Genomic DNA, 12,556 nt, shown 5'->3' on the forward strand with positions numbered 1-12,556 from the left:
GCGAGCTTGCTCGCGAAGGACGTTAACGATAACGCTGGGATCCTGACACCCGGCAGCGCCCTCAGGTTTTTCGCGAGCAAGCTCGCTCCTACAAAAGCCTTACCGCGTGCCCGACGCAAAGTTGGGCAGGGCCTGTACCGGCTGCGTGAACTCATACGGAATCGACACCCACCCCGCCCCCGTATCGCGCTGCACCACAAAATGCAGGTGTGGCCCGCTGCTGTTACCGGTATTGCCCGACTGCCCCAGCGGGCTGCCCACCCCCACGTGCTGCCCATCCCTGACGCTGACCGACCCTCGCTTGAGGTGCAGATAAACACCCTGGGTGCCGTCATCGTGCAACACCCGCACGAAGTTGCCCGACGGGTCACTGCCGCGCCCGGATTGGTTGTTCTCGGTCTTCACCACCAAGCCGGCCCGCGCAGCGATGATCGGCGTGCCCTCGGGCATGGCGATATCCATGGCGTAGCGACTCTTGACGTCAGAATGACTGAATGTGCCGCCAGGCCCCTGGGTCAGGCGGAAAGGCCCGCCACGCCAGGGCAAGGGGTAGCGCTGGAACTGCGCCGGCCGCAAGTTACGCCGCGGCTGGGGATCAAGCACCTGGCGCTTCACCGGCACCACCCGCCGTTCCTGGAACACAAACGCCTGGGCGCCGGGGGTCTTCTGCTCGCTGAAAAACACCACGCCACGGGCATCGGTGGAACGATAGAGGGTCGTGGCCAGGGTCGATGAAGCGACCGCGCACAGGCCACAAAACAACATAAAACGCACAAGCATCGGATAAACCTGCCGGGTATGACTGAACGGCAGGCTAGCAAGGGTTCATGACACTGTTGTGTGGACCGACGCCCCTGTAGGAGCCGGCTTGCCGGCGATAGCGGTTTATCTGTCACCGCGCCACGCCATCGCTGGCAAGCCAGCATCTACAGGGATCAGGGGTTTGGTTCAGGCACCCGGCACAAAATGCTTCTGCGCGGTGCCCCGGGCAATCAGCCGGGAGATGTAGTCGAGCTTCTGCGCGTCCTGGTCGATAAAGCGGAAGGTCAGTTGCAGCCAGTCGCTGTCGGGGCGTGGTTCGTAGGCGACGATGGCGTGCAGGTAGCCGTTGAGGCGGGCGGTTTCGGCGTTCTCGCCTTGTTCAAGGTCAAGCACAGCACTTTCCAGCACTTGCGGCAGGACGTCGCCACGGCGCACCACCAGCAGCGCCTCCTTGATGCTCAGGCCCTTGATCACACATTGCTGGGTGCCACTGGACAGGCGCAATTGGCCCTGGCCGCGACCGCTGGCGGCCGAGGGGGCGGCGGTGGACTGAACGGGCGGGCTGTTGAGCAGGCCTTTGCTCGGCGCGGCCACCGGGGCGGGCTTGACCGCTTCGGGCTTGCCACCGGTCAGGGCACTGAGGGAGTCGTTGCCGAAAGCCGAGTTCATCTTGGTCGGCGCACTGGCCAGCAAGGCGTCGAGGCGACCGATCTTATTCAGGGCCTGCTTGACCTTGTTCAGCAACTGTTCGTTGGTGAACGGCTTGCTGACATAGCCGGAGACGCCGGCCTGGATGGCCTGGACCACGTTTTCCTTGTCGCCACGGCTGGTGACCATGACAAACGGCATGGACTTGAGCTGTGGCTGCTCACGGCACCAGGTCAACAGTTCCAGGCCAGACATTTCCGGCATTTCCCAGTCGCACAGCACCATGTCGAAGGTTTCGCGCATCAGGATGGCCTGGGCCTTTTTGCCGTTCACCGCATCTTCAATCTTGATACCGGGGAAGTAGTTACGCAGGCACTTCTTCACCAGGTCGCGAATAAACGAGGCGTCATCCACCACCAATACACTGACTTTACTCATCGACCCTTCATCCTCTCAAAACCCCGGCAAGCAAAACGCTTAACTGATGGCATTTTGCCAAAAACTCGTCAGTCACGCCGGGACTTTATGGCTGCCCGCAGCGCAAAACTCATACGCCACAAACGCAAACGCCCGACCAGAGGCCGGGCGTTTATTTCTCGGGCAATCTTACTTATCGTCAGATTCGGCCGGAACATTAGGGATTTGATCGGCCGTGCCTTCAACTTCGGCTTTCATGCGCTTGAGGCCCATATGCCGCACGTCGGTGCCGCGCACCAGGTAAATGACCAATTCCGAGATATTGCGCGCGTGGTCGCCGATCCGCTCCAGGGAGCGCAGCACCCAGATGATGCTCAATACCCGCGAGATGGAGCGCGGATCTTCCATCATGTAGGTCGCCAGCTCACGCAGGGCGGTCTTGTACTCGCGGTCGATGATCTTGTCGTACTGGGCCACCGACAACGCCAGGTCGGCGTCAAAGCGGGCAAACGCATCCAGCGCATCACGCACCATGTTGCGCACCTGGTCGCCGATGTGACGCACTTCGACGTAACCGCGCGGCGCTTCGCCTTCTTCGCACAACTGGATGGCGCGACGGGCGATCTTGGTGGCTTCATCGCCGATGCGCTCCAGATCGATCACCGACTTGGAAATGCTGATGATCAACCGCAGGTCGGAGGCCGCCGGCTGGCGACGAGCGAGGATGCGCAGGCATTCCTCGTCGATGTTGCGCTCCATCTGGTTGATCTGGTCGTCGATCTCGCGCACTTGCTGGGCCAGGCCCGAGTCGGCCTCGATCAGCGCGGTCACCGCGTCGTTGACTTGCTTCTCCACCAGCCCGCCCATGGCCAGGAGGTGGCTGCGCACTTCCTCAAGCTCGGCGTTGAACTGCGCGGAGATGTGGTGGGTAAGGCCTTCTTTGCTAATCATGTTGGCGTCCTTGGAGCGTCCGGTAAGGTGCGGAGAACCGCAGCGTCAGTGCAATAAAAACCACAGCTTCCTAGCCGTAGCGACCGGTGATGTAGTCTTCGGTCTGCTTCTTCGCCGGATTGGTGAACAGGGTGTCGGTATCGCCGAACTCCACCAGTTTGCCCATGTACATGAACGCGGTGTAGTCGGAAACCCGCGCCGCCTGTTGCATGTTGTGGGTCACGATGACGATGGTGAACTTGGACTTGAGCTCGTAGATCAGCTCTTCGACTTTCAGCGTCGAGATCGGGTCGAGTGCCGAGCACGGTTCGTCGAGCAGCAGCACTTCCGGCTCCACGGCGATGGTCCGGGCAATCACCAGACGCTGCTGCTGGCCGCCGGACAGGCCGAGGGCCGATTCGTGCAGGCGGTCCTTGACCTCGTCCCACAGCGCCGCGCCCTTGAGGGCCCATTCCACCGCTTCGTCAAGGATGCGCTTCTTGTTGATGCCCTGGATCCGCAGGCCATAGACCACGTTTTCGTAGATGGTCTTGGGGAACGGGTTAGGCTTCTGGAACACCATGCCCACCCGGCGACGCAGCTCGGCCACGTCTTCGCCCTTGCGGTAGATGTTGCTGCCGTAGAGGTTGATCGCGCCTTCCACACGGCAACCGTCCACCAGGTCGTTCATGCGGTTGAAGGTGCGCAACAGCGTGGACTTGCCGCAGCCCGACGGGCCGATAAAGGCGGTCACGCGCTGCTTGGGGATGTTCATGCTGACGTCGAACAGGGCCTGCTTCTCACCGTAGTACAGGCTCAGGCCCGGGACTTCGATGGCCACGGTTTCTTCGGCCAGGCTCAGGCTCTGCTTGTCGCGACCCAGGGCTGACATGTTGATGCCGTGGGAATGGGTTTCATGTTGCATGGGATGCTCCCTGTGCTACCAATTCGTTTCGTTGAACCGCCGGAGCGGCTTACTCAAATTCTGTGTCTGTGGGAGCTGGCTTGCCTGCGATGGCATCACTGCGGTCTTACTGATACACCGCGTCGTCTGCATCGCAGGCAAGCCAGCTCCCACATTGGACCGTGTCAGCTATCCAGTGCCTTGTACTTTTCGCGCAGGTGGTTACGAATCCATACCGCCGACAGGTTCAGCGTGGCGATCACCAGCACCAGCAGGAACGCGGTGGCGTACACCAGCGGACGTGCGGCCTCGACGTTGGGGCTCTGGAAGCCGACGTCGTAGATATGGAAGCCCAGGTGCATGATCTTCTGGTCCAGGTGCAGGTACGGGTAGTTGCCGTCCAGCGGCAGCGATGGCGCCAGCTTGACCACACCCACCAGCATCAGCGGTGCTACTTCACCCGCAGCGCGGGCCACCGCGAGGATCATGCCGGTCATCATCGCCGGGCTGGCCATGGGCAGGACAATTTTCCACAGGGTTTCGGCCTTGGTCGCACCCAGTGCCAGGGAACCTTCACGCACCGTGCGTGGGATTCGCGCCAGGCCTTCTTCGGTGGCCACGATCACCACCGGCACCGCCAGCAGCGCCAGGGTCAACGAGGCCCACAACAGGCCCGGCGTACCGAAGGTCGGCGCCGGCAGGGCTTCGGGGAAGAACAGGCGGTCCACCGAACCACCCAGCACGTACACAAAGAAGCCCAGGCCGAATACGCCGTAGACAATCGCCGGGACGCCCGCCAGGTTGTTCACCGCGATACGGATAATGCGGGTCAAGGTGTTCTGCTTGGCGTATTCACGCAGGTAGACCGCCGCCAGCACGCCGAACGGAGTCACGATCATCGCCATGATCAGGGTCATCATCACGGTGCCGAAGATCGCCGGGAAGATCCCGCCTTCGGTGTTGGCTTCCCGCGGGTCATCGCTGAGGAATTCCCAGACCTTGCTGACATAGAAACCCATCTTGGTCAGGGTACCCATGGCGTTCGGCTGGTAGGCATGCACCACATGGCCGATGTTGATTTCCAGCTCTTTGCCGTTGGCGTCACGGGCCGTGAGGCTGTCGCGGTTGAACTGGGCGTGCAGGTCGGTCAGGCGCGCCTCGACGGCCTGGTAACGCGCATTCAGCTCGGCGCGGTCGGCATCCATGTCAGCCTGGGCGGCAGCGTCGAGCTTGCCGCTGAGTTCCAGTTTGCGACCGTGCAGGCGGATTCGCTCCAGGCCGGCGTTGATCGCACCAATGTCGCTCTTCTCAAGGGTCTTGAGATCGGCGGCCAACCTGTTCACCCGCTCAACCCGCGCCTGCAGCTCAGGCCACGCCGCCTCGCCTTCGGCGATGACTTTGCCATCCTGCTTGACGTTGACCAGGGTGCCGTAGAAGTTGCCCCACTCACGACGCTCGATGGCCATCAACTCGACAGGCGTGGTCTGGTTGGTCAGCCACTCGCCGACGATCCAGGTGAAGTCATTGCCGTTCAAGTCCCGGTTGCCGACCTTGATCAGCTCGCGGGTCATGAACTCCGGACCTTCGTCCGGCACCGGCAGACCAGCGCTTTTCAGGCGCTCGCGCGGCACTTGTTCTTTCTGTACCACTTCGCCGATGACGATGTGGTTGGCCTGGCCCGGCACGTTGTAGTTGGCCTGGATCAGGTCGGCCGGCCAGAAGTGACCCAAGCCGCGTACGGCGATCACAGCCAGCAAACCAATGGTCATGATGACCGCGATGGCCACCGCGCCACCGCTGATCCAGACGCCAGGGGCGCCGCTCTTGAACCATCCATTCAGGGAGTTCTGTTTCACAGACTTCTACCTTTCTTAAAGCGACGAGTATTTCTTGCGCAGACGCTGACGGATCAGCTCGGCGAGGGTGTTCATGACGAAGGTAAACAGCAGCAGCACCAGCGCCGAGAGGAACAGCACGCGGTAGTGACTGCCGCCCACTTCCGACTCGGGCATTTCCACCGCGACGTTGGCGGCGAGCGTTCGCAGGCCTTCGAACAGGTTCATTTCCATGACCGGGGTGTTACCCGTGGCCATCAGCACGATCATGGTTTCGCCCACTGCACGGCCCATGCCGATCATCAGCGCCGAGAAAATCCCCGGGCTTGCGGTCAGCAACACCACACGGGTCATGGTCTGCCAAGGCGTAGCGCCCAGCGCCAGGGAGCCCAGGGTCAGGCCACGCGGCACGCTGAACACGGCGTCTTCGGCGATGGAGTAGATGTTCGGGATCACCGCAAAACCCATGGCCAGGCCGACTACCAGGGCGTTGCGCTGGTCGTAGGTGATGCCCAGGTCGTGGGAGATCCACATGCGCATGTCGCCACCGAAGAACCAGGTTTCCAGGTACGGGCTCATGTACAGCGAGAGCCAGCCCACAAACAGGATCACCGGGATCAGGATCGCGCTTTCCCAGCCATCGGGAACCCGCAGGCGGATCGACTCAGGCAGGCGGCTGAAAACAAAGCCGGCGACGAGGATGCCAATTGGCAACAACATCAGCAGGCTGAAAATCCCCGGAAGGTGCCCTTCGACATACGGCGCCAGGAACAGGCCGGCGAAGAAGCCGAGGATCACCGTCGGCATCGCTTCCATCAGCTCGATCACCGGCTTGACCTTGCGCCGCAGGCTCGGAGCCATGAAGTAAGCGGTGTAGATCGCCGCGGCGATGGCCAGGGGTGCAGCCAGCAGCATGGCGTAGAACGCGGCCTTGAGCGTACCGAAGGTCAGTGGCGCCAGGCTCATCTTCGGTTCGAAGTCGCTGTTGGCGGCGGTCGATTGCCAGACGTATTTAGGCTCGTCGTAGTTTTCGTACCAGACCTTGCTCCACAACGCGCTCCAGGACACTTCCGGGTGCGGGTTGTCGAGGGTCAACGGCTGCAGCTTGCCGCCGGCTTCGACGATCACGCGGTTGGCCCGTGGCGACATGCCAAAGATGCCCTGGCCTTCGACCACCGGGTCCACCAGCAAAGTGCGGTGCGCGGTACTGTGGAACACCCCGAACTTGCCGGAGGCATCCAGGGCGGTGAAGCCTTTGCGACGCTCTTCAGCGGTGATTTCAACGATAGGCGTGGTGCCCATCTGGAAAGTACGGATCTGCTTGAGGTGTTGCTCGCCATCCGGGTCACGGGCCATGAACCACTGGGCCAGGCCACCCTTGGAGTCGCCGACGATCAGCGAGATACCGCCCACCAGTTGGGTGCTGGCGGTGATTTCGGCGTTGCCATCTTCCAATAATTTGTATCGACCGTTGAGGCTGTTGTCCCGCAGGCTGAACACATCGGCCAGGGCGCGACCGTTGATCACATACAGCCATTGCTGGCGCGGATCGACAAAGATCGCTTTAACAGGCTCGGTCATTTGCGGTAGGTCGATGCGCTTCTGCTCGCTGACCACTTCGCCGGTCATCATGTTTTCTTCGCGGCTCACCGACAGCACGTTCAGGTGCGAACCGGCGGAACCGGCAACGATCAGCGAGCTGTCAGTGGCGTTGAGGGCGACATGTTCCAGCGGCCGACCGGCTTCGTCGAGCACTATTGGCGTGTCGCCGTAGGGGTATTCGATTTCGGGCGAAATGGTCTTCTTGCCGTCCGGGTACGACACTTTATAAGAGTGACGGAACACCAGGGACTGGCCATTGGACAAGCCAAGGATTACCAGCGGGCTGCCGGGCTGGTCTTCACCGATGGACACCACGCTGGCGCCGGCCGGCAGGGCCAGGTCGACACGCTTGAGTTCAGCACCGGAATCAACGCTGAAGAACAACGCCTGGCCCTTGTCGGAAACCCGCATGGCGACCTGGTTCTGCTCTTCCAGCGAGATCAGCAACGGCTTGCCGGCATCCTGCATCCAGGCCGGGCTCAGGGCCTCGTCCTTGGTCAGGCTGGCACCCTGGAACAGCGGCGCGACCACGTAGGCCAGGAAGAAGAAAATCAGCGTGATAGCGCCGAGGACGGCAAGGCCGCCGACCAGTACGTACCAACGGGTCAGGCGGTCCTTGAGCGCGCGGATGCGGCGCTTGCGTTGCAGCTCAGGCGTATTGAAATCAATGCGCTTGGGAGGAGAAGTCGTCGTCATGGTGGAATTGGCCAGATCATTCATGCGCACACCCTAGCGATCCTGTATGACAGAAAGATGACAATGCAGTGACGCAAAAAATCCGCCGCGTAGCAGGGCTGGCAGCGGACCGAAAAATTAGGGGTGTAGACCGGCTTGTCATGGGAGCGGGCTGGCCCGCGATGGCATCAACACGATTTCAATTTTAAACCGCGTCGCCTGCATCGCGGGCAAGCCCGCTCCCACACAAGAGCATGCATCTACACCAGGTAGTGCAGGCTTATTTGCCTTCTTTCAGACCCAGGTCAGCCAGTGCCTTGGCGGCAACTTTGGCTGGCAGTGGGATGTAGCCATCCTTGACTACAACTTCCTGGCCCTGTTTGGACAGAACCAGTTTCACGAACTCGGCTTCCAGCGGGGCCAGAGGCTTGTTCGGAGCCTTGTTGATGTACACGTAGAGGAAACGCGACAGCGGGTACTTGCCGTTCAGGGCGTTTTCTTCGGTGTCTTCGACGAACTCGCCGCCTTCTTTCTTGGCCAGGGCCACGGTTTTCACGCTGGCAGTCTTGTAGCCGATGCCCGAGTAACCGATGCCGTTCAGCGAGGAGCTGATGGACTGCACGACCGAAGCCGAGCCTGGTTGTTCGTTGACGTTTGGCTTGAAGTCACCTTTGCACAGCGCTTCTTCCTTGAAGTAGCCGTAGGTGCCGGATACCGAGTTACGACCGAACAGTTGCACTGGCTTGTTGGCCAGGTCACCGGTCACACCCAGGTCACCCCAGGTCTTGGCGTCAGCCTTGGCGCCGCACAGGCGAGTCGACGAGAACACGGCATCGACCTGAGCCATGGTCAGGTGCTTGATCGGGTTGTCCTTGTGTACGAATACAGCCAGGGCGTCCACGGCCACCGGGATAGCCGTCGGCTTGTAGCCGTATTTGTTCTCGAAAGCCTGCAGTTCGTTGTCCTTCATCTTGCGGCTCATCGGGCCCAGGTTGGCGGTGCCTTCGGTGAGTGCAGGCGGCGCGGTGGAAGAGCCGGCGGCTTGAATCTGGATGTTTACGTTCGGGTATTCTTTTTTGTAGTTCTCGGCCCACAGGGTCATCAGGTTGGCCAGGGTATCGGAACCGACGCTGGACAAGTTGCCCGATACACCAGTGGTCTTGGTATAGGCCGGAATTGCCGGGTCAACACCAGCGGCCACCGCGTGGGCAGTCGCAACGCCAGCAGCGACAAAAGTCATTGCCGCCATCAAACGCTTCAGTTTCATGCCTTACTCCTAGCAGATAGGGATAGTTGGATCGGGGCCAAGTATCGGTAGGCCGTGTGAACACTCTATGTCTGGAATATGACAATTAGATGAAAGGCCAGTATTGGCTAGGAAAGCGGATGCGGGGGGGGACGCTGAGTAAACGCGGGGGCGAGGCAAGGGATTGCGGTAATTTTAGAAACACTCTGTAAACGTTGCAGGAGCCGGCTTGCCGGCAATGGGCCCTTGAATTGTGCACTGATCAAGGGACGCTATCGCCGGTAAGCCGGTTCCTACAGGGGACTTGCCAGGTTCAGCGCCCGCGTTTCCACAGGTAGGCACCCACCAGCATCCCCATCGTGCAGATCACGGCAACGTAGTACGCCGGGCCCATTGGGCTTTCTTTCATCAGCAGCGACACCACCAACGGCGTCAGACCACCGAACACCGCGTAGGCAACGTTGTAGGAAAACGACAGGCCGCTGAAGCGCACCACCGGCGGGAAGGCCTTGACCATCACGTAGGGCACCACGCCGACCACGCCGACGAACAGGCCGGTGAGGGTGTACAGCGGGAACAGCCAGTTCGGGTGGTCCAGCAGGCTGTGATACAGCGTCCACGAGGTCGCGAGCAGCAATGCGCAACCGGCGATCAGCACGCGACCGGCGCCAAAGCGGTCAGCCAGCGCGCCGGAGAGGATGCAGCCCAGGCTCAGGGTGACGATCGCCAGGCTGTTGGCCTGCAACGAGACTGTCGGGCTGAAGTGGTAGATGGTCTGCAGCACGGTCGGGGTCATCAGGATCACGACGACGATACCGGCCGACAGCAGCCAGGTCAGCAGCATCGACAGCACGATGGCGCCACGGTGGTCACGCAGGACCGCACGCAAGGGCAGCTCGGCGGCCAGGGTCTTGCGCTGCTGCATTTCGGCGAAGATCGGCGTTTCGTGCAGCCAGCGGCGCAGGTACACCGAAAACAGGCCGAATACACCGCCCAACAGGAACGGGATCCGCCAGGCGTAGTCCGACACCTGCTCCGGGGTGTACAGGGTGTTGATGGCGGTGGCCACCAGCGAACCCAGGAGGATCCCGGCGGTCAGGCCGCTGGTCAGGGTGCCGCAGGCGTAGCCGATATGGCGTGGTGGGACATGCTCAGAAACAAAAACCCACGCCCCCGGCACTTCGCCACCAATCGCCGCGCCCTGGATCACGCGCATCAGCAGCAACAGGATCGGAGCCCACAGGCCGATCTGCGCGTAGGTCGGCAACAGACCCATGATCAGGGTCGGCACGGCCATCATGAAGATGCTCAAGGTGAACATCTTCTTGCGCCCCAGCAGGTCGCCGAAGTGCGCCATGATGATCCCGCCCAGCGGCCGCGCCAGGTAGCCGGCGGCGAAGATGCCGAAGGTCTGCATCAGGCGCAGCCATTCGGGCATGTCGGCGGGGAAAAACAGCTTCCCGACCACCGTGGCGAAGAACACGAAGATGATGAAGTCGTAGAACTCCAGCGCGCCGCCCAGGGCCGACAGCGACAGGGTTTTGTAGTCGTTGCGGTTCAGCGGTCGTGCGGGCGGCGCAATGCTTGAAGGCACTGTGGTCATGGCAAGGCTTCTCTTATTAGGTCAGATCAGGAATCCGCAACAGTGCTGGTTTGGCCTGGCAGGTCCGGCAAGATAACAAATTGCCTGGAAAAGCACAGTCTAAACACCTGCACAGCGGTTAGCGCCGACTCGCAAAGTCACCACCTTGCAAGGCCCGCCTCTTCCTTCTTCGAATTATTGTCGGGGACCAAAAACGCCAGCAAATACTGGGGTGCCGGGTTTAAAAGAAACAATGGTCAAACCCCTCAAGTTGCATGACTGTTTTGGCCATTTGCCCGACACTTTCAAAGCCACGCAGATAGATGTACAAAATCCGGCCCCAATGGTCGTCGCGCAGGCTAGCGACCGATATACTGCCCGCCTTGCACCGGCATATCAGTGGAAGTTGCGCGAAAACGTCGTTGGCACCGGCCAGCCGATTTCGCAGAGTTTCCCTCAAGGCGCCTTTCGAAAAACGTGACGAACGTAGTATGTTCGGGGCTGAATCGTTTTTCCAAGACGGCTATTCACCGATTACATAGTCCAAGAGTCACGGGTCAGAGGCACCCCCGGCATGATCGAACTCGAACAAGAAGATCCTATCCCGCAAGGCGATCTCGCCCTGCAAATCACCGCACTGCCTCGTGAAACCAACGGTTTCGGCGATATTTTCGGCGGCTGGCTGGTAGCGCAGATGGACCTGGCCGGCACGGCAATGGCCAGCAAGGTCGCCGGCGGCCGCGTGGCTACCGTAGCCATCGACCGCATGGCCTTCCTGGTTCCGGTGGCGGTGGGCGCGCAGTTGTCCTTCTACACCCAGGCCCTGGAAATCGGCCGCAGCTCGATCCAGATGATGGTCGAAGTGTGGAGCGATGACCCGCTGTCCAGCGAATGGCGCAAAGTCACCGAGGCGGTGTTTGTGTTCGTCGCCATCGATGGCAGCGGGCGCACCCGGTCGGTTCCGTCGCGAGCGCGTTAAACCTCGCGGCGGTTTGACGGTCCATTGCCCCATTGCCTGTCACTAAGAGAGCCTTGTATGCCTACGCCCCACGTTGAAGCCGTGAAAATGGATGAGCTGGACTGCTGGCGCATCCGCCACAACGGCGCCGAAGTGCTGGTGGCCCAACAGGGTGCGCACGTGTTCAGTTACCAGCCCGCTGGCGCAAAACCGGTGATCTGGCCTAACGACAAGGCGGTGTTCAAGGCTGGCAAAGGTATCCGTACGGGTGTGCCGGTGTGCTGGCCGTGGTTTGGTGTGTTCGAGCGCAACCCGCAAAGCGTCAAGGCGATGCGCCAGAGTGATCAGCCGGCCGGCGCCCATGGTTTCGCGCGCACAGCCATCTGGACCCTGGCCGGCGTCGAAGACAACCGGGTTGAGCTGGTCCTGCCGGCACCTGCTGGCGGCTTCCCTGGCTGGCCCCATCAGGTCGATCTGAAAATGAGCATCCTGCTCGACGATCAACTGCATATCCGCCTGACCAGCCACAACCGCAGCACCGACACCGTAACCATCAGCCAGGCGCTGCACAGCTACTTCGCGGTCAGCGACGTGCGCAAGGTGCAGGTTGAAGGCCTGGACGGATTGGACTATATCGATACCGCCGACGGCTGGGTGACCAAAAAGCAATCCGGCCTCCTGCACTTTACTGCCGAGACCGACCGCATCTACCTCGACACCCCGGTACAATTGAACATCGTTGATAAAGACTGGCAGCGCCGTATCCAGCTCACCAGCGAAGGATCAAAATCGACGGTGATCTGGAACCCCTGGACTGAACGCGCCAAGGCCTTCGATGACATGGCCGACGATGGCTGGCAGGGCATGCTGTGCATCGAGACGGCGAATGTGCTGGACGATGTGGTGGCACTGGCACCGGGCGCTAGTCACACCATGGGTGTGAGCATCGCCAGTGTGCCCCTGTAACCTGACCAAAATGTAGGAGCGGGCTTGCCCG

10 protein-coding genes and 1 pseudogene are annotated in these 12,556 nt (G+C 61.1%); 3 read left to right on the forward strand and 8 right to left on the reverse strand.

Annotation, left to right across the window (positions count from 1 at the left end):
- Positions 1-6: 6 nt before the first annotated feature.
- Positions 7-93, forward strand: a pseudogene (locus tag HBO05_RS29350) (outer membrane lipoprotein carrier protein LolA); the annotation flags it as partial.
- Between the two features lie 6 nt (positions 94-99).
- On the opposite strand, the gene HBO05_RS19620 reads toward HBO05_RS29350, so the two are convergent.
- The 8 genes from HBO05_RS19620 to HBO05_RS19655 form a co-directional block, all read right to left on the reverse strand.
- Entirely contained in the window at positions 100-780 is a 681-nt protein-coding gene (locus HBO05_RS19620) for a M23 family metallopeptidase (RefSeq protein WP_172313771.1), read from the reverse strand.
- Positions 781-948: 168 nt separating this feature from the next.
- The gene (locus HBO05_RS19625; RefSeq protein ID WP_169955430.1) at positions 949-1,848 is read right to left on the reverse strand and encodes a response regulator; all 900 of its coding nucleotides are present in this window, start codon (positions 1,846-1,848) and stop codon (positions 949-951) included.
- 168 nt (positions 1,849-2,016) lie between these two features.
- Positions 2,017-2,778 (reverse strand): phosphate signaling complex protein PhoU, encoded by a 762-nt coding sequence (phoU, locus tag HBO05_RS19630; protein ID WP_057961181.1) that lies wholly within the window; start codon positions 2,776-2,778, stop codon positions 2,017-2,019.
- A 70-nt stretch (positions 2,779-2,848) separates the two neighbouring features.
- Complete coding sequence (gene pstB / locus HBO05_RS19635) at positions 2,849-3,682, reverse strand: phosphate ABC transporter ATP-binding protein PstB (protein ID WP_029289934.1); 834 nt, start codon at positions 3,680-3,682, stop codon at positions 2,849-2,851.
- A gap of 164 nt (positions 3,683-3,846) precedes the next feature.
- Entirely contained in the window at positions 3,847-5,517 is a 1,671-nt protein-coding gene (gene pstA / locus HBO05_RS19640) for a phosphate ABC transporter permease PstA (protein ID WP_169955431.1), read from the reverse strand.
- Between the two features lie 15 nt (positions 5,518-5,532).
- Complete coding sequence (locus tag HBO05_RS19645; protein ID WP_172313897.1) at positions 5,533-7,566, reverse strand: ABC transporter permease subunit; 2,034 nt, start codon at positions 7,564-7,566, stop codon at positions 5,533-5,535.
- Positions 7,567-8,053: 487 nt separating this feature from the next.
- Positions 8,054-9,040: a phosphate ABC transporter substrate-binding protein PstS gene (locus tag HBO05_RS19650; RefSeq protein WP_169955432.1), complete on the reverse strand. Its 987-nt coding sequence runs from the start codon at positions 9,038-9,040 to the stop codon at positions 8,054-8,056.
- A gap of 292 nt (positions 9,041-9,332) precedes the next feature.
- On the reverse strand, positions 9,333-10,613 hold the full coding sequence (locus HBO05_RS19655; RefSeq protein WP_170042267.1) for an MFS transporter: 1,281 nt from the start codon (positions 10,611-10,613) through the stop codon (positions 9,333-9,335).
- A 562-nt stretch (positions 10,614-11,175) separates the two neighbouring features.
- Between HBO05_RS19655 and HBO05_RS19660 the strand changes: the two genes are divergently transcribed.
- Both HBO05_RS19660 and HBO05_RS19665 read left to right on the forward strand, forming a co-directional pair.
- Complete coding sequence (locus tag HBO05_RS19660; RefSeq protein WP_003176975.1) at positions 11,176-11,580, forward strand: acyl-CoA thioesterase; 405 nt, start codon at positions 11,176-11,178, stop codon at positions 11,578-11,580.
- A 57-nt stretch (positions 11,581-11,637) separates the two neighbouring features.
- Positions 11,638-12,525 carry a D-hexose-6-phosphate mutarotase gene (locus HBO05_RS19665; protein ID WP_172313773.1) on the forward strand — a complete coding sequence of 296 codons (888 nt, stop codon included), beginning with the start codon at positions 11,638-11,640 and terminating at the stop codon, positions 12,523-12,525.
- Positions 12,526-12,556: the final 31 nt, after the last annotated feature.

The sequence above is a fragment of the Pseudomonas sp. WS 5079 genome, from assembly GCF_012985465.1.
Lineage (GTDB): Bacteria > Pseudomonadota > Gammaproteobacteria > Pseudomonadales > Pseudomonadaceae > Aquipseudomonas.